Origin of the sequence: Pseudomonas sp. MWU12-2020, from assembly GCF_023100605.1 — a bacterium.
GTDB classification, from domain to species: domain Bacteria; phylum Pseudomonadota; class Gammaproteobacteria; order Pseudomonadales; family Pseudomonadaceae; genus Aquipseudomonas; species Aquipseudomonas fluorescens_H.
On the sequence record NZ_JALMEX010000018.1, the window covers coordinates 44,938 to 62,570 of the forward strand.

The following is a 17,633-nucleotide window of genomic DNA, read 5'->3' on the forward strand; positions in this document are numbered from 1 at the left end:
AGTTGCAAGCTTCTAGCTATCAGCTGCAAGAACAAAGCGCGTAACCCACAGATGCCCGGGAACCTGCTTTTACTTGCAGCTTGAAGCTCACAACTTGAAGCTGCCCGGAGGGCTTCCTATGAGTTATGTGATCGACCGACGTCTCAATGGCAAGAACAAGAGCACGGTGAACCGCCAGCGCTTCCTGCGGCGTTACCGTGATCACATCAAGAAGGCTGTCGAAGAGGCGGTCAGCCGGCGTTCCATCACCGATATGGAACACGGCGAACAGATCAGCATTCCCGGTCGCGACATCGACGAACCGGTGCTTCACCACGGTCGCGGCGGCAAGCAGACCGTGGTTCATCCCGGCAACAAGGAATTCACTGCCGGCGAACATATCGCCCGTCCACCGGGGGGTGGCGGCGGACGCGGTCCGGGCAAGGCCGGCAATTCCGGCGAGGGCATGGACGAGTTCGTCTTCCAGATCACCCAGGAAGAATTCCTCGAATTCATGTTCGAAGACCTCGAACTGCCGAATCTGGTGAAACGCAACCTCAGTGGTACCGACACGTTCAAGACTGTGCGCGCCGGGATCAGCAACGAGGGTAACCCGTCGCGGATCAACATCATCCGCACCCTGCGCTCGGCTCACGCCAGGCGCATTGCGCTGTCCGGCAGCAGCCGTGCCAAACTGCGCGAGGCCAAAGAGGAACTGGCGCGATTAAAGCGTGAAGAGCCGGATAACTTCGGCGATATTCAGGAACTCGAAGCGGAAATCGAAAAACTCAGTGCGCGCATTCATCGCGTGCCGTTCCTTGACACCTTCGACCTCAAGTACAACCTGCTGATCAAGCAACCCAACCCCAGCTCGAAAGCGGTAATGTTCTGCCTGATGGACGTTTCCGGCTCGATGACCCAGGCGACCAAAGACATCGCCAAACGCTTTTTCATCCTGCTGTACCTGTTCCTCAAGCGTAACTACGACAAGATCGACGTCGTGTTCATCCGCCACCACACCAGCGCCCGGGAAGTGGACGAGGAAGAGTTCTTCTATTCAAGGGAAACCGGCGGCACCATCGTCTCCAGCGCGCTGAAGCTGATGCAGGAGATCATGGCCGAGCGCTACCCGAGCAACGAATGGAACATCTATGCCGCGCAGGCTTCCGACGGCGACAACTGGAACGATGACTCGCCGATCTGCCGCGACATCCTGATCAACCAGATCATGCCGTTTGTGCAGTACTACACTTATGTGGAGATCACCCCGCGCGAGCACCAGGCCCTCTGGTACGAATACGAACGCATCGCCGAAGCCTTTTCCGACACGTTTGCCCAGCAGCAACTGGTCTCGGCCGGGGATATCTATCCGGTCTTCCGTGAACTCTTCCAGCGCAGGTTAGTGACATGACCGCCAAAGAGCAGAAACGCCAACCCATCTCCACCGGCTCCGAATGGACGTTCGAGCTGATCCAGGCCTACGACCGCGAAATCGCCCGGATTGCGGCCGGCTACGCGCTGGATACCTATCCCAACCAGATCGAAGTGATCACCGCCGAGCAGATGATGGATGCCTATGCCTCGGTCGGCATGCCACTGGGCTATCACCACTGGTCCTACGGCAAACACTTCCTCAGCACCGAGAAATCCTACAGCCGCGGCCAGATGGGGCTGGCCTACGAAATTGTGATCAACTCGGACCCGTGCATCGCCTACCTGATGGAGGAAAACACCATCTGCATGCAGGCACTGGTGGTCGCTCACGCGTGCTACGGGCACAACAGTTTCTTCAAGGGCAACTACCTGTTCCGCACCTGGACTGACGCCAGCTCGATCATCGATTACCTGGTGTTCGCCAAGCAGTACATCATGCAATGCGAAGAGCGCCACGGTATCGACGCGGTGGAGGACCTGCTCGACTCCTGCCATGCGCTGATGAACTACGGGGTCGACCGCTACAAACGTCCGTATCCGATCTCCGCCGAGGAAGAACGCCGGCGGCAGAAGGATCGCGAAGAACACATGCAGAAGCAGATCAACGATCTGTGGCGAACCATTCCCAAAGGCGCGGACAAATACAGCGACAAGGACAACGCCCGTTTCCCGGCCGAACCCCAGGAAAACATCCTGTACTTCATCGAGAAACACGCGCCGCTGCTGGAGCCGTGGCAACGGGAGATCGTGCGGATCGTACGCAAGATCGCCCAGTATTTTTATCCACAGCGCCAGACTCAGGTGATGAACGAAGGCTGGGCGACGTTCTGGCACTACACGCTGATGAACGACCTGTACGACGAGGGACTGGTGACCGACGGATTCATGATGGAATTCCTCACCTCGCACACCAGCGTGGTGTTCCAGCCCGGCTTCGACAGTCCTTACTACAACGGGATCAACCCCTACGCACTGGGTTTCGCGATGTATCGCGACATCCGCCGCATGTGCGAAAACCCCACCGAGGAAGACCGGCGCTGGTTCCCGGACATCGCCGGCTCCGACTGGCTGTCGAGCATCAAGTTCGCCATGAGCAGCTTCAAGGATGAGAGTTTCATCCTGCAATACCTGTCACCGAAGGTGATCCGCGATCTGAAGCTGTTCAGCATCCTTGATGACGATCAGAAGGACGATTTGCTGGTACCGGCGATCCATGACGAAACCGGCTACCGGATCATCCGTGAAACCCTGGCCGCGCAGTACAACCTCGGCAACCGCGAGCCCAACGTGCAGATCTACAGCATCGACCGGCGCGGCGACCGCTCGCTGACCCTGCGTCACCAGCAACATGACCGCAAACCCTTGGGCGACTCCACCGACGAGGTACTGAAACATCTGCACCGCTTGTGGGGCTTCGATATTCATCTGGAAACCCTGCAGGGTGACCAGATCATGAAAACCCACCATGTACCGCCGCGAAGTGAACACAGCGAAGGCGATTACGGTCGGCTCGACCTGGCCGTGATTCATCTTTAGATGCGGCTCTGACCTCCGAAAGTCCGGCGCAAGGGTTATCCTGTCGGGCTAACGGAGGTTTTTTATGCAGATTTTCAAGGTTGGCGGCGCGGTGCGCGATCGCTTGCTCGGCTTACCGGTAACCGATATTGATTGGGTGGTGGTTGGCGCCACGGCAGACGAGATGCTCGCCAAGGGTTATCGCCCGGTTGGAGCGGATTTTCCGGTATTCCTTCACCCCAAGACCGGCGAGGAATACGCCCTCGCCCGCACCGAACGCAAAAGCGGTCGCGGTTATGGCGGCTTCACCTTTCACGCCAGCCCCGAAGTCACCCTCGAAGAAGACCTGATCCGCCGTGATCTGACGATCAACGCGATCGCCGAGGACGACCAGCAAAACCTGACCGATCCGTATCATGGCCAGCGCGATCTCGAAGCGCGCATCCTGCGCCACGTTTCCCCCGCATTCGCCGAAGATCCGCTCCGTGTGCTGCGCGTTGCGCGCTTTGCTGCCCGATATGCCGGTCTTGGCTTCACTGTCGCACCAGAAACACTGGAACTGATGCGCCAGCTCAGCGAATCCGGCGAACTGCAGGCGCTGACCGCCGAACGCAGCTGGAAAGAAATCTCCCGCGCACTGATGGAAGATCAGCCGCAGGTATTCATCCAGGTGCTGCGCGACTGTGGCGCCTTGAAAGTATTGATGCCGGAAGTCGACGCGCTGTTTGGCGTGCCGCAACCGGAGGCTCATCATCCGGAAATCGACACCGGCCTGCACACTCTCAGCGTTCTGGAGCAATCAGCGCTGCACGAACAACCGCTAACGGTACGCTGGGCTTGTCTGCTGCATGACCTCGGCAAAGGCCTGACGCCGGAAGAAGAGTGGCCACGACATATCGCCCATGAACACACCGGGTTGAAGCTGATCAAAGCGGTCAACGAACGCTTCAAGGCACCGAAGGACTGCCAGGAACTGGCGTTGCTAGTCGGCGAGTACCACACCCATGGCCACCGCGCACTGGAGCTGAAGGCGTCGACCTTGCTGGAGCTGCTGCAGAGCTTTGACGTGTATCGCCGCCCGCAGCGTTTTGAGGAATTCATCGTCGCCTGCGAGATGGATGCCCGGGGACGCAAGGGCCTGGAGCAGCGCAGTTACCCACAGGCGGATTATCTGCGCGGCGCTGCCAAGGCTGCACGGGAAGTCGCGGTGCAGCCGTTGCTGGAGAAGGGTTTCAAAGGCCCGGAACTGGGCGAAGCGCTGAAGCGAGAACGACTGAAGGCGCTAAAAGCCTACAAAGACGAGGCGTCAGCCTGAAAAGCTTCGCGAGCAAGCCCGCTCCCACAAGGGGAATGCATTGCAAATGTGGGAGCGGGCTTGCTCGCGAAAGCGGCAGTTAATTCAACGCAAATCCGAAGACGTGAGCTGCTGCCCACGCCACTCAAAGGCCACCGGCGCCAACACCTGATCGATCTGCGACTCGGCCCACAACGTCGCGAAGCTTTTTCCCACACCTGGATGCACCCGATCCGGCGCAATCAGCGACAGCGGCCACAGCACAAAGGCGTTTTTCAGGATTTCGGCACGCGGCAGAATCAAGCCGTCGAAGTTACCGGTCAGATCGCCGTATAACAGCACGTCGATATCCAGCGGCAACCCCTTGCGATCCGGCGCATAGCGACCGTTATCGGCTTCGATGAATTTCAGGCGCCGATCCAGTTCCATCAACGGCAGATCGGTCTGCGCCGAGACCACGAAGTTGTAGAACGGCCCGCTCTTGATCCCCACCGGCTGACTCTCGAACACCGCCGAACAGCGGATATCCACCAGAAACGTCGCCAACGCGTCGAGACCAGCGCGCAAATGGGTTTCGCGCTCGATATTGCTACCGAGCCCGAGGTACACCTGAGTCAGCGACATCCGCGCTCGATCTCCACACCCACGCCACCCTTGGCTGCCGGCACGGCGCCAGGCTTGGTCAGCTTCAGACGAACCCAGGTGATCTTGAATTCGGCCATCAGCACTTCGACCAGACGCTCGGCAAAGGTCTCGACCAGTTGATACTGGGATTGCTCGGCAAAGGCCTGGATGCGCGTGGAAACGCTGGCGTAATCGAGCGCCAGGGTCAGGTCGTCACCGGCCGCTGCCGGGCGATTGTCCCAGGCGAAGCTCAGATCAAGACGCAAGCACTGTCGGATGCCGCGCTCCCAGTCGTAGGCACCGATCACGGTGTCAACTTCCAGGCCCTCGATAAACACTCTGTCCAAGCACTTTTCTCCGCTGCACGACAAGGGCGCAATGCGCCGTTAGAATCAGGGCGTCCTCGCCCGGAATAGTTAGCATGTTTTGGTTAGTGGCGATCCTCGCCTACCTGCTCGGCTCTCTGTCCTTCGCCATTTTGCTCAGCCGCCTGACCGGAAATCCGGATCCGCGAATGAGTGGCTCGGGTAATGCCGGCGCCACCAACATGCTGCGCCTGGCCGGTCGCAAACTGGCGATCCTGACCCTGCTGGGTGATCTGTGCAAAGGCCTGGTACCGGTGCTGATCGCAGCGGCCATAGGCCTTTCGCTGCAGGATCAGGCCTGGATCGGCGTGTGCGCCGTGATCGGTCACCTGTTCCCGCTGTATTTCCGTTTTCGCGGCGGCAAAGGCGTCGCCACGGCTGCCGGCATGTTGCTGGGCCTGTATCCGCCCGCCGCACTGCTTGCGGTGTGCGCCTGGCTGCTGACGTTCTACCTGACCCGCACCAGCTCGCTGGCGGCGCTGATTGCCACGCCCCTGACCCTGCCCTTGCTTGCGTGGCAAGAACCGGAGGCGCTACTGCCGATGAGCGCGTTGACGCTGCTGATCGTCTGGCGCCACCGCGGCAATCTACGCGACCTGTTTGCCGGGCGCGAACGGCATTTTTAAATACCGCTCAGCCACACCGCCCATCAAAGCGCCGACAACTGCTCCATCGGCCAGCGCGCCTGCACGCTGATCGCGAGACTTTCCTGCTGACCGGCCTGCAAACGCTGGCAACCGGCAAACGCGATCATCGCGCCATTGTCGGTGCAGAACTCGGGACGGGCATAGAACACCTCGCCCTGCATGTCGCCGAGCATCTTTTCCAGCGATGCGCGCAACGCCTTGTTGGCGCTGACGCCGCCAGCGATCACCAGACGCTTCATGCCCGCGTGTTTGAGCGCGCGCTTGCACTTGATGGTCAAAGTCTCCACCACGGCCTGCTGGAACGCCAGCGCGATGTCGCAACGGACTTGCTCGCTGTCGTCCCCGGCGCTGACGCATTGCTGCCAGGTATTGAGGGCAAAGGTTTTCAGACCGCTGAAGCTGAAATCCAGACCCGGGCGATCACACATCGGACGCGGGAAGGTGAAACGCCCTGCGACGCCCTTCTCGGCCAGCTTGGCGATTTCCGGCCCGCCCGGATAATTCAGGCCCATCATTTTCGCAGTCTTGTCGAACGCTTCGCCGGCAGCATCGTCGAGCGTCTCGCCGAGCAGGCTGTATTGGCCAATGCCATCGACCTGAACCAGCTGCGTATGACCACCGGAAACCAACAAAGCGACGAACGGGAATTCCGGCGGTTTTGGCTCCAGCATTGGCGCCAGCAAATGGCCTTCCATGTGGTGGACTCCGAGTGCCGGAATACCCCAGGCAAACGCCAGCGCCTGCGCGCAAGAGGCACCGACCAGCAGCGCTCCGACCAGGCCGGGGCCCGCGGTGTAGGCGATCGCGTCGATCTCGGTCGGCACGCAGTCAGCCTCGGCCAACACCTGACGAATCAAGGGCAGCATGCGTTTGACGTGGTCACGCGAGGCCAGCTCCGGCACCACACCGCCATAAATGCGGTGCAGGTCGATCTGACTGAACAGCGCGTCGGCCAGCAGGCCGCGTTCGCTGTCGTATAATGCGACGCCGGTTTCGTCGCAGGAAGTTTCTAATCCCAGTACTAGCATGGGTTTGCGCCTTGTTTAGGCTGAATTCGAAGGCGCGCATAATAGTCGCCATGCGATGCCCCGACTAGCGGTTTTCGATCAGAGGCTTTGCATTCCGAGCGATGAGGGGTTAACATCCGCAACCCTTAAAAACCGACGTCTTCAAGTGCTCTTTTGCCGCGAGGATGTTGACCCCGGTAATGAATGAAGGTAGCTCTGGATGCCAGCCGTCAAAGTTAAAGAGAACGAACCCTTCGACGTAGCTCTGCGTCGTTTCAAGCGCTCCTGCGAAAAAGCCGGTGTACTGGCTGAAGTTCGTAGCCGCGAATTTTACGAGAAGCCAACTTCTGAGCGTAAGCGCAAAGCAGCAGCCGCTGTTAAGCGTCACGCCAAGAAAGTTCAGCGCGAACAGCGCCGCGCCGTTCGTCTGTACTAATACACAGACGATCGTAGCAAGCTTCTTGCCTAAGCCCGGCCCTCAGCCGGGCTAATGGCATTTGCGTAAAACGCTTGATGCTTCACCGTCGAAGCCGCACATGCGATCGAGACAAAACTGCTTCACCGCGTCAGGCCTGGCTCTTTTGCCAGCGGTGCACGTCTTTTCTGACGAGCCTTTCAAGGCTACTGACGAGCACACCCACTGATTCCTCTCACGACGATCAGCCCAAGGCACCTGCATGCGTGCCCGTTTTATTGAGCTATCCGAGGCCATTTATCGGCCGTCAGCGGATTCAGCGCAACACTTTCAAATAGTCGAAGACTGATAGGCACTAACGTCAGTGGATTTTCGGCAGATACACTTCCCGACAGCGATCACGCAAACGACACCGGTCGAGCCGCCCATTTTGTGCGCCTCACTCAAGACCTGCGTCCGGCCGCCCTTCGCATCGGACTCATTACAAGCACAGACGAGAACGCCATGGCCGGGCTGATTCCCCAGAGCTTTATTGACGACCTCCTGAACCGCACCGACATCGTCGACGTGGTCAGCTCGCGTGTGCAACTGAAAAAGGCCGGCAAGAACTACACCGCCTGCTGCCCGTTTCATAAAGAGAAAACCCCGTCGTTCAGCGTCAGCCCCGACAAGCAGTTCTATTACTGCTTCGGCTGCGGCGCCGGCGGCAACGCCCTCGGCTTTCTCATGGACCACGACAACCTGGATTTCCCCCAGGCCGTCGAGGACCTGGCCAAAGCCGCCGGCATGGAAATCCCCCGCGAGGAAAGCGGTCGCCCGCACAAACCGCGGCAACCGACCGATTCGCCACTGTATCCGCTGCTCACCGCCGCCGCCGATTTTTACCGGCAGGCGCTCAAGAGCCATCCCGCACGCAAAGCCGCCGTGGATTACCTCAAGGGCCGTGGCCTGACTGGCGAGATCGCCCGGGACTTCGGCCTGGGTTTCGCACCGCCGGGCTGGGACAATCTGTTCAAGCATTTGAGCAGCGACACTTTGCAGCAGAAAGCCATGATCGACGCCGGCCTGCTGATCGAGAACGCCGAAACCGGCAAACGCTATGACCGCTTTCGCGATCGCGTGATGTTCCCGATCCGTGATACCCGTGGCCGGATCATCGCTTTCGGTGGCCGGGTACTCGGCGACGACAAGCCGAAATACCTGAACTCGCCGGAAACCCCGGTGTTCCATAAAGGCCAGGAACTCTACGGCCTCTATGAAGCACGCAAGAACAACCGCAATCTCGATGAAATCATCGTCGTCGAGGGTTACATGGACGTCATCGCTCTTGCCCAGCAAGGCTTGCGCAATGCCGTCGCGACCCTGGGCACAGCGACCAGCGAAGAACACCTCAAGCGCCTGTTTCGCGTCGTGCCGAACGTTCTGTTCTGTTTCGACGGCGACCAGGCCGGCCGCAACGCTGCATGGCGCGCCCTGGAAGCGACGCTTCCGTGCCTGCAGGATGGACGCCGCGCACGTTTCCTGTTTCTTCCGGAAGGCGAAGACCCGGACACCCTGGTTCGCGCCGAAGGCACTGACGCTTTCAAGGCACGCATCAATCAGCATGCGCAGCCGCTGGCAGACTATTTCTTCCAGCAACTGACCGAGGAAGCCGATCCGCGCTCGCTCGAAGGCAAGGCTCACATGGCCACCCTTGCCGCACCGTTGATCGACAAAGTGCCGGGCGCCAACCTGCGCATCCTGATGCGTCAGCGCCTGACCGAAATCACCGGCCTGAGCAGCGAAACCGTCAGTCAGCTGGCCCAAAGCGCACCACAGGAAGCGCCGCCCGCCTACGATCCGGGCATCGATTACGACGCAATGCCGGACTACAGCGACTACCATCAGCCGCAGGCACAGGATATGTACGTGCCGCAGCAGGAGTGGACGCCAAAGAAACCCGGCGCCGGCGGCAAGAAATGGGACAAGAAACCCTGGGACAAGAACGGCAAGCGCGGCGGTGAGCGCGATCAACAGCGCCCACGCACGCCGATTGGCGTCGAGTCGCCAACCCTGACCGCCCTGCGTACATTGCTGCACCACCCGCAACTGGCCAAGCGCGTTGAAGACGCCGGACACATTGCGGACGAAAATCAGACCAACGCACAGTTACTTGTAGCGCTGCTCGAGGCCGTACAGAAGAATCCCAAGCTAAACTCATTTCAGTTGATCGCGCGATGGCACGGCACTGAACAAGGTCGGTTGCTCAAGGCACTGGCGGAAAAGGAGTGGCTGATTGACGGAGAAAACCTTGAACAACAGTTTTTCGACACCATTACTAGCTTGTCAGCCCGCCAACGCGAGCGAAATCTGGAACAGTTGCTCAGGAAAGCGCGTCAAAGCGAACTGAGCGCCGAAGAGAAAAATCAACTGCGCGACCTTCTAAGTCGCAATGTTTCCGCATCAAACCCGACCTCAACTGGCGCGTGAGGTCATAGCTCAGGTATAATCCTCGGCTTGTTTTTTGCCCGCCAAGACCTTCAGTGGATAGGGTGTTATGTCCGGAAAAGCGCAACAGCAGTCTCGTATTATTGAGTTGATCAAACTGGGTCGTGAGCAGAAGTATCTGACTTACGCCGAGGTCAACGACCACCTGCCCGAGGATATTTCAGATCCGGAGCAGGTGGAAGACATCATCCGCATGATTAACGACATGGGGATCCCCGTACACGAGAGTGCTCCGGATGCGGACGCCCTTATGTTGGCCGACGCCGATACCGACGAGGCCGCTGCGGAAGAAGCAGCCGCCGCGTTGGCAGCGGTGGAGACCGATATCGGTCGCACCACTGACCCTGTGCGCATGTATATGCGTGAGATGGGTACGGTCGAGCTTCTGACTCGTGAAGGCGAAATCGAAATCGCCAAACGTATCGAAGAAGGCATCCGTGAAGTGATGAGCGCTATTGCGCACTTCCCTGGCACGGTTGACCACATTCTCTCCGAGTACACTCGCGTCACCACCGAAGGTGGTCGCCTGTCCGACGTTCTGAGCGGTTACATCGACCCGGACGACGGCATTGCGCCGCCGGCTGCCGAAGTGCCACCGCCGATCGACGCGAAAGCCGCCAAGGCTGACGACGATACCGACGACGATGACGCCGAAGCTTCGGATGACGAAGAAGAAGCCGAAAGCGGTCCGGATCCGGTCATCGCTGCCCAGCGTTTCGGCGCTGTGGCCGATCAGATGGAAATCACCCGCAAGGCCCTGAAAAAGCACGGTCGTCACAACAAGGCAGCAGTTGCCGAGTTGCTGGTCCTGGCCGAGCTGTTCATGCCGATCAAACTGGTACCGAAGCAATTCGAAGCCCTGGTCGAGCGTGTTCGCAGTGCCCTGGATCGTCTGCGTCAGCAAGAGCGCGCGATCATGCAACTGTGCGTACGTGATGCACGTATGCCACGCGCCGATTTCCTGCGTCAGTTCCCGGGCAATGAAGTCGACGAAAGCTGGTCCGACGCCCTGGCCAAAGGCAAGAGCAAATACGCCGAAGCCATTGGTCGCGTACAGCCGGATATCATTCGTTGCCAGCAGAAGCTGACTGCGCTGGAAACCGAGACTGGTCTGACCATCGCTGAAATCAAGGACATCAACCGTCGCATGTCGATCGGTGAGGCCAAGGCCCGCCGCGCGAAGAAAGAGATGGTAGAAGCCAACTTGCGTCTGGTGATCTCGATCGCCAAGAAGTACACCAACCGCGGCCTGCAATTCCTCGATCTGATCCAGGAAGGCAACATCGGTCTGATGAAAGCGGTGGACAAGTTCGAATACCGTCGTGGTTACAAGTTCTCGACTTATGCCACCTGGTGGATCCGTCAGGCGATCACTCGCTCGATCGCCGACCAGGCCCGCACCATCCGTATTCCGGTGCACATGATCGAGACGATCAACAAGCTCAACCGCATTTCCCGCCAGATGCTGCAGGAAATGGGTCGCGAACCGACCCCGGAAGAGCTGGGCGAACGCATGGAAATGCCTGAGGACAAGATCCGCAAGGTATTGAAGATCGCTAAAGAGCCGATCTCCATGGAAACCCCGATCGGTGATGACGAAGACTCTCATCTGGGTGACTTCATCGAAGACTCGACCATGCAGTCGCCAATCGATGTTGCAACCGTTGAAAGCCTGAAAGAAGCGACCCGCGAAGTGCTGTCCGGCCTCACTGCCCGTGAAGCCAAGGTACTGCGCATGCGCTTCGGTATCGACATGAACACCGACCACACACTCGAAGAAGTGGGCAAACAGTTTGACGTAACGCGTGAGCGGATCCGTCAGATCGAAGCCAAGGCGCTGCGCAAGCTGCGCCACCCGACGCGAAGCGAGCATCTGCGCTCCTTCCTCGACGAGTGATACCAGAACCCCCGGCCCAGGCCGGGGGTTTTGTTTATGGGCAGATTAAATCCCTCTCACCGCCCCTCCCCTGCATACCCCGTCTACACTCGAAAACAATGAATCCCGTGCCATAACGAGACGGTTATGCCCAGACTGGCGCCCTTGCTTTTCTTGCTGTCACTGATGATCTGGACCGCAACGGCTGACGCGCTGACTCTGACCGATGAAGAACGTAGCTGGCTGGCGGCTCACCCGGACTTGCGCCTGGGTGTCGATGCTTCGTGGCCGCCTTTCGAGTTCCGCGATGATGAAAACCGCTATCAGGGCCTGGCCGCCGACTATATCGGCGTGATCCGCCAGCGACTGGCGATCAATCTCACCCCCGTCGAACCGTCGAGCTGGACCGAAGTACTGGAGCAGGTCAAACACGGCAAGATCGATCTGCTGCCGGGCATCATGTCCACCCCGGAGCGGCAAAACTATCTGTCATTCACTCGCCCCTACCTCGACTTCCCCATTGTCATCCTCGCCCACGTCGGCGGCGCCCAGCCACGCAAGATAGAGGATTTGTACGGTTTGAAAATTGCGGTCGTGGAAAACTACGCCCCCCATGAACTGCTGCGTACACATCACCCGGATCTGAATCTGGTGGCCATGCCCAATGTCAGCTCGACCTTGCAGGCATTGGCCACCGGTCAGGTCGACGCGGTTGTCGGCGATCTCGCTTCCAGTGTCTGGAGCCTGCGCCAACTCAAGCTCGAAGGCTTGTACGTCAGCGGCGAAACACCGTACCGCTACCAGTTGGCGATGGCTGTACCGCGTGACAACAAAATGCTGGTGGAGATTCTGGACAAAGTCCTCGCCGACATGACCCCGGACGAGATCAGCAGCATTCAGGAACATTGGGTCGGCAACGTCCTCGACCATCGGACATTCTGGTCGGACCTGCTGATTTATGGTCTACCCGGTCTGTCGCTGCTGGTGATCATTCTGGCGGTGGTCATTCGCATCAATCGCCGCTTGAGTTCGGAAATTGCCCGACGTGTCGACCTCGAACAGGAATTGCGCAGCAGCGAATACCACTACCGCGGGCTGGTGGAAAGCCTGTCGGCCATCGCCTGGGAAGCGCGCATAAGCGACTTCACCTACAGCTATGTGTCGCCCCATGCCGAGGATCTGCTCGGTTATCCACAGGCACACTGGCTGATTCCGGGCTTCTGGCGCAACATCATCCACCCCGCCGACCTGACCCGCGCCCAGGCCATCTGTGATGACGCGGTACGTGAAGGACGCGATCACACCCTCGACTATCGGGTGATCACCGCAGACGGGCGCTGTCTGTGGGTGCGCGACATTGTCAGTCTGATTGAACATGGCCATGAGCCGGTGATGCGCGGCTTGATGATCGACATCAGCGAAACCAAACGGACCGAAGAAGCGCTGCGCCTGTCGGAACAGAAGTTCGCCTCGGTGTTCCAGCAATGCCCGGACATTCTGGTGATCGCGCGGCTCTCCGATGGCTGCCTGCTGGAAGTCAACGAAGCCTTTGAAGAACAGATAGGCCTGAAAGCGGAAGAAGTCGTCGGCCAGACCGCCACTGAACTCAACATCTGGGGCATTCCCGGGGTCGGCCCGGGACTGTTGCAGCGCTTGCAGGCCGGTAGCATCCGCAACCTGGAGATGCCTTTTCGCCGCAACAATGGTCATGTGTTCACCGGCCTGATTTCCGCCGAGCCGTTCGATCTCGACACCACTCCGGCGCTGGTGGTCGTAGTGCGCGACATCACCCAGCTCAAGGAAACCCAACAGCAACTGCAAACTTCCGAAGAGAAGTTCGCCAAGGCCTTCCACGCCTCGCCGGATGGATTACTGTTGTCGCGGCAAAGCGATGGCCTGTTACTGGAGGTCAACGAGGGCTTCAGCCGCATCACCGGCTTCAACAGCGCGATGTCGGTGGATCGCTCGGCGCTGGACCTGGGGATCTGGGTCAACCTCAACGAACGCAAGCAGATGCTCGACCTGCTGCACCGCGACGGCTTCGTACGCGACTTTACCTGCCATATTCGTCGCAGCGACGGGCAGATCCGTCTGTGCGAAGTGTCCAGCCGCCCCCTGCCGATCGGCGACGAAGACTGCATGCTGACCATCGCCCGGGACATCACCGAGCGCCATCTGATGCAGGAAAAACTGCAGCAGGCCGCCACCGTATTCGAGAGCACTGCCGAAGGCGTACTGATCACTGACACTCAGCAGCACATCAGCGCGGTCAACCGCGCGTTCAGCGAAATCACCGGTTATAGCGAAAGTGAAGCCCTCGGCCACACCCCGCGCCTGCTCGCCTCCGGCCTGCACGACAGCGCGTTCTACGCAGCGATGTGGCACCAGTTGACCGACGAGGGACACTGGCAGGGCGAGATTTCCAACCGGCGCAAGAACGGCGAACTGTACCCGAGCTGGCTGACCATCAGCGCCGTGCGCAACCGCGACAAGTTCATCACCCACTTCGTCGCGGTATTTGCTGACATCTCCAGCCTCAAACACGCGCAAGCCAAACTCGACTATCAAGCGCACCATGACCCGCTCACCGGCCTGCCGAATCGCACGCTGTTCGAAAGCCGCCTGCTGACCGCGCTGAACAGTCAGCAGGAAAACGGTGGTCAGGGCGCCGTGCTGTTCCTTGATCTCGACCGTTTCAAACACATCAACGACAGCCTCGGCCACCCGGTCGGCGACCTGCTGCTCAAGGGCATTGCCGTGCGCCTGAAAGAACAACTGCGTGATATCGACACCGTCGCGCGGCTGGGGGGCGACGAGTTCATCATCCTGCTGCCGGGCCTGCAACAAGTCAGCGATGCCGACAACATCGCAATCAAACTGCTCAACTGCTTTAGCGCACCGTTTCAGGCTGGTGAGCACGAGTTTTTTATCAGCGCCAGCATCGGTACCAGCCTGTATCCACGGGACGGCTGTGATGTCGCCACCCTGGTGAAAAACGCCGACGCGGCGATGTACCGCTCCAAGGCCAAGGGCCGCAACCGCGTCGAAAGCTACACCCGTGACCTCACCGCCCAGGCCAGCGAGCGCGTGGCACTGGAGCACGAACTGCGCCGGGCCATCGAGCGCGAAGAATTGTTCCTCTACTACCAACCGAAAATCAGCCTCGACGACCATCGCCTGGTCGGTGCCGAAGCGCTGATCCGCTGGCGCCACCCGACCTTCGGCGAAGTGCCGCCGGAGCACTTCATCCCGTTGGCCGAAGAGAACGGCATGATCCTGCAGATCGGCGATTGGGTGCTCGAGACCGCCTGCCGGCAGATGTTCGAGTGGAATCAGATCTACGACAGCCTTGGCCCGCTGTCGGTCAACCTGGCCGGCGCGCAACTGCGGCAGCCAAATCTGCTCGGGCGCATCGAACAACTGCTCAGGGACAACCGTCTGCAGCCGGATTTACTGCAACTGGAAATTACCGAAAACTTCATCATGAGCCAGGCCGAAGAAGCACTGGCGGTGCTGCACCAGCTCAAACATCTGGGCGTTCAACTGGCGATCGACGACTTCGGCACCGGTTATTCTTCGCTCAGTTACCTGAAACGCCTGCCGCTGGACATCCTCAAGATTGACCAGTCATTTGTCCGCGGACTGCCCGATGACCCGCACGATGCGGCGATTGTCCGCGCGATCATCGCTCTGGGCCGGAGCATGCAATTCACCGTGATTGCCGAAGGCGTGGAAACCCAGGCCCAGCAACAATTCCTCGCCGCCGAAGGCTGCGAACAGATTCAGGGCTACATCGTCAGCCTGCCACTGCCCCCGGAAGAATTCGCCGCAACGTTTCTTCGTGTAACCGTATCGGATTATTCGGATAGCACAGCCGCCAAACCGTCGCTATAATCCGCGGCCTACTGAGGGCCTATAGCTCAGTTGGTTAGAGCAGAGGACTCATAATCCTTTGGTCCACGGTTCAAGTCCGTGTGGGCCCACCACATTTGAAAGCCGCGCTATATGCGCGGCTTTTTCTTGCGCGATCGGTTGAGGGGGACAATCTTTGCGAGCGCAATGTTCGGAAGACCTCCCCGAAGGCTGTAGGAATGTTCCGAAGCTTTGATTTGAAGCGCTTTGCTATCTGTTGGGCTTTTCTTTGACGGGATACTCTCAAGGCGTCGCTGCTTATCAGCGGTGGGGTTAAGCGACTCACGAAAAAGGAAGCAAATCCATCTACAGTCAAATAAGCAGAGCTGAAAGTTCCCAAAAAGGGACCTATCGTTCCCTTTTTGGGACACCTCCAGAGTCAACCATGCCGGCTATACCAATCAGCGATGCACTCTTTACCGCGACCCAGCAGAAGGTGTTGGCCATGTTGTATGGCAAACCGGATCAGAGCTTCTACGCCAATGAAATATCCCGCTGGGCCCAGGTCGGCAAGGGCAGCCTCATGCGTGAATTGGAGCGGGTGCAGGCATTCTTACCATGAGTCGCCGGGGTAACCAGACGCACTATCAAGCCAACCCCGAATGCCCCATCTATACAGAACTGCTGGGGATCGTGCGCAAGACTTTTGGTATTGCAGAGCAGGTACGTGCGGCGTTGGCTCCAGTGAGCGATCAATTGGTATGGGCATTTATCTACGGTTCCGTCGCCAAGGGTAGCGAGCATGCCGGCAGTGACATCGACCTGATGCTGATTGGCGAAAACCTCAGTTACAGCGACTTGATGGAACGACTACTTCCCGTAGAGGAATACCTTGGCCGCACCATCAACCCTACGCTCTTTACATTGGTCGACTGGCAGGCCAGGAGAGCGGCTGACAACAGCTTTGTAGTGCGAGTTGAACAACAAGACAAAATTGATTTGATTGGCCGTAACCCAGCGGAGATTACCGATGGGCAGCAATGACAGTCTGGAAAACTTGGTGCGCAGCGGCTGCCTCAAAGACGAGCCACCAGATCGCAATGAATGTGAAGGGCTGCTGCAATCAGCCACAGATCGTTTGAAAGATGCACACAGTTGCGCCTTGTCCTTTGCGAGTCGCTTCGACCTCGCCTACAACGCCGCACATGCCTTGGCACTGACTGCCATGCGTCTGAAAGGTTTTCGCTCCGACCGTCGCTATCTGGTTTTTCAGTGCCTTGTGCACACTCTCGGCCTGAACAAAGTCCAGGTTCGTCTTTTCGCACTTTGTCACGAGCGGCGTAATCTGGCCGAGTACGAAGGGTATATGGACGTGGACGAGACGCTTCTGGCTGAGCTGTTAGCGACGACTGATGCCCCGTTACCTTTGGTGCAAGACGCGATGCTTGCATGCAAATAATGCGCTGCCCCGTTCAGCAGTGAACAGCATCATTACAGTGAAACGTCCAGCCACGTAACGAAGGAATGCCTGCACACCCCGCAACCGCTTCAACATCTGCCCCTCTCTCGGCCACAAGCGTCCGGTCAAACGAGCCTGTAACATGCAGAACCATTGACCCGCACCTCTGGAGCCAACCGTTGCCCGACATTCGCCCTCCTGTTCTCGACGAAATCGACCGCCAGCTGATCGCCGCCCTGCAAATCAACGCCCGCGAAAGCGTGGCCATGCTTGCCCGGCAGTTGGGTATTGCGCGGACCACCGTCACATCGCGGTTGGCGCGGCTGGAGAAGGCCAAGGTAATCACCGGATACGGCGTGCGCCTAGGGCAGCGCGTGGTCGATGGCGGGTTGCAGGCGTATGTCGGGATCAAGGTGCAGCCGCGTTCTGGCAAGGAAGTGCTGCGTCGCTTGAGTGCGATGGCACAGGTGCAGCAGTTGTGTGCGGTGAGTGGCGAATTTGATTATGTGGCGTGGCTGCGCACGGACTCGCCGGAGCAACTGGATCAATTGCTGGATCAGATCGGCAGTGTGGACGGGGTGGAGAAGACCACGACGTCGATCATTTTGAGTAGCAAGATTGATCGAGGACAGCCGGTTTGAGTAATGGCAATAACCTTTCGGTTGGCAAATAGGGCCTC

13 protein-coding genes, 1 tRNA gene and 1 pseudogene are annotated in these 17,633 nt (G+C 58.9%); 12 read left to right on the forward strand and 3 right to left on the reverse strand.

Annotation, left to right across the window (positions count from 1 at the left end; translation table 11 throughout):
* Nucleotides 1-118 precede the first annotated feature (118 nt).
* The 3 genes from M0814_RS27205 (at nt 119) to M0814_RS27215 (ending at nt 4,243) form a co-directional block, all read left to right on the forward strand.
* Nucleotides 119-1,390, forward strand: coding sequence for a YeaH/YhbH family protein (locus M0814_RS27205; protein ID WP_003228849.1), 1,272 nt, complete (start codon nt 119-121; stop codon nt 1,388-1,390).
* On the forward strand, nt 1,387-2,949 hold the full coding sequence (locus tag M0814_RS27210) for a SpoVR family protein (RefSeq protein ID WP_003228850.1): 1,563 nt from the start codon (nt 1,387-1,389) through the stop codon (nt 2,947-2,949). Before M0814_RS27205 ends, M0814_RS27210 begins: the two co-directional genes overlap by 4 nt.
* A 64-nt stretch (nt 2,950-3,013) precedes the next feature.
* Nucleotides 3,014-4,243 carry a multifunctional CCA addition/repair protein gene (locus tag M0814_RS27215; protein WP_103485900.1) on the forward strand — a complete coding sequence of 410 codons (1,230 nt, stop codon included), beginning with the start codon at nt 3,014-3,016 and terminating at the stop codon, nt 4,241-4,243.
* Nucleotides 4,244-4,327: 84 nt separating this feature from the next.
* On the opposite strand, the gene folK is transcribed toward M0814_RS27215, so the two are convergent.
* Nucleotides 4,328-4,846, reverse strand: coding sequence for a 2-amino-4-hydroxy-6-hydroxymethyldihydropteridine diphosphokinase (folK, locus tag M0814_RS27220; protein ID WP_103485901.1), 519 nt, complete (start codon nt 4,844-4,846; stop codon nt 4,328-4,330).
* The gene (gene folB, locus M0814_RS27225) at nt 4,837-5,193 is read right to left on the reverse strand and encodes a dihydroneopterin aldolase (RefSeq protein WP_003228857.1); all 357 of its coding nucleotides are present in this window, start codon (nt 5,191-5,193) and stop codon (nt 4,837-4,839) included. The genes folK and folB overlap by 10 nt, the downstream gene beginning before the upstream one ends.
* A 74-nt stretch (nt 5,194-5,267) precedes the next feature.
* Between folB and plsY the strand changes: the two genes are divergently transcribed.
* Complete coding sequence (plsY, locus tag M0814_RS27230) at nt 5,268-5,837, forward strand: glycerol-3-phosphate 1-O-acyltransferase PlsY (RefSeq protein ID WP_103485902.1); 570 nt, start codon at nt 5,268-5,270, stop codon at nt 5,835-5,837.
* A 23-nt stretch (nt 5,838-5,860) separates the two neighbouring features.
* On the opposite strand, the gene tsaD is transcribed toward plsY, so the two are convergent.
* A complete protein-coding gene (tsaD, locus tag M0814_RS27235; RefSeq protein ID WP_103485903.1) occupies nt 5,861-6,886 on the reverse strand; it encodes a tRNA (adenosine(37)-N6)-threonylcarbamoyltransferase complex transferase subunit TsaD in 1,026 nt (341 codons plus the stop codon).
* Between the two features lie 199 nt (nt 6,887-7,085).
* Here tsaD and rpsU point away from each other — a divergent pair, with 199 nt between their 5' ends.
* From rpsU to M0814_RS27275, 8 genes and pseudogenes are all read left to right on the forward strand, one after another.
* Nucleotides 7,086-7,301, forward strand: a complete 216-nt coding sequence (rpsU, locus tag M0814_RS27240; RefSeq protein WP_002551877.1) for a 30S ribosomal protein S21 — start codon at nt 7,086-7,088, stop codon at nt 7,299-7,301.
* A gap of 483 nt (nt 7,302-7,784) precedes the next feature.
* Nucleotides 7,785-9,749, forward strand: coding sequence for a DNA primase (dnaG, locus tag M0814_RS27245; protein ID WP_103485904.1), 1,965 nt, complete (start codon nt 7,785-7,787; stop codon nt 9,747-9,749).
* A 67-nt stretch (nt 9,750-9,816) separates the two neighbouring features.
* Nucleotides 9,817-11,664 carry an RNA polymerase sigma factor RpoD gene (rpoD, locus tag M0814_RS27250; protein ID WP_003228865.1) on the forward strand — a complete coding sequence of 616 codons (1,848 nt, stop codon included), beginning with the start codon at nt 9,817-9,819 and terminating at the stop codon, nt 11,662-11,664.
* 126 nt (nt 11,665-11,790) lie between these two features.
* The gene (locus tag M0814_RS27255) at nt 11,791-15,537 is read left to right on the forward strand and encodes an EAL domain-containing protein (RefSeq protein ID WP_103485905.1); all 3,747 of its coding nucleotides are present in this window, start codon (nt 11,791-11,793) and stop codon (nt 15,535-15,537) included.
* 15 nt (nt 15,538-15,552) lie between these two features.
* Nucleotides 15,553-15,629: transfer RNA gene (locus M0814_RS27260), tRNA-Ile, on the forward strand.
* Nucleotides 15,630-15,940: 311 nt separating this feature from the next.
* A pseudogene (locus M0814_RS27265) lies at nt 15,941-16,539 on the forward strand (nucleotidyltransferase domain-containing protein).
* Entirely contained in the window at nt 16,526-16,954 is a 429-nt protein-coding gene (locus tag M0814_RS27270) for a hypothetical protein (protein ID WP_103485906.1), read from the forward strand. Before M0814_RS27265 ends, M0814_RS27270 begins: the two are co-directional and overlap by 14 nt.
* 179 nt (nt 16,955-17,133) lie before the next feature.
* Nucleotides 17,134-17,595: an Lrp/AsnC family transcriptional regulator gene (locus M0814_RS27275; protein WP_007910086.1), complete on the forward strand. Its 462-nt coding sequence runs from the start codon at nt 17,134-17,136 to the stop codon at nt 17,593-17,595.
* Nucleotides 17,596-17,633: the final 38 nt, after the last annotated feature.

Bases quoted from the DNA above. Each gene is read 5' to 3' on its own strand.
- M0814_RS27205 (WP_003228849.1), top strand. From the start codon at position 119: ATGAGTTATGTGATCGACCGACGTCTCAATGGCAAGAACAAGAGCACG.
- M0814_RS27210 (WP_003228850.1), top strand. From the start codon at position 1,387: ATGACCGCCAAAGAGCAGAAACGCCAACCCATCTCCACCGGCTCCGAA.
- M0814_RS27215 (WP_103485900.1), top strand. From the start codon at position 3,014: ATGCAGATTTTCAAGGTTGGCGGCGCGGTGCGCGATCGCTTGCTCGGC.
- folK (WP_103485901.1), bottom strand. From the start codon at position 4,846: ATGTCGCTGACTCAGGTGTACCTCGGGCTCGGTAGCAATATCGAGCGC.
- plsY (WP_103485902.1), top strand. From the start codon at position 5,268: ATGTTTTGGTTAGTGGCGATCCTCGCCTACCTGCTCGGCTCTCTGTCC.
- tsaD (WP_103485903.1), bottom strand. From the start codon at position 6,886: ATGCTAGTACTGGGATTAGAAACTTCCTGCGACGAAACCGGCGTCGCA.
- rpsU (WP_002551877.1), top strand. From the start codon at position 7,086: ATGCCAGCCGTCAAAGTTAAAGAGAACGAACCCTTCGACGTAGCTCTG.
- dnaG (WP_103485904.1), top strand. From the start codon at position 7,785: ATGGCCGGGCTGATTCCCCAGAGCTTTATTGACGACCTCCTGAACCGC.
- rpoD (WP_003228865.1), top strand. From the start codon at position 9,817: ATGTCCGGAAAAGCGCAACAGCAGTCTCGTATTATTGAGTTGATCAAA.
- M0814_RS27255 (WP_103485905.1), top strand. From the start codon at position 11,791: ATGCCCAGACTGGCGCCCTTGCTTTTCTTGCTGTCACTGATGATCTGG.
- M0814_RS27270 (WP_103485906.1), top strand. From the start codon at position 16,526: ATGGGCAGCAATGACAGTCTGGAAAACTTGGTGCGCAGCGGCTGCCTC.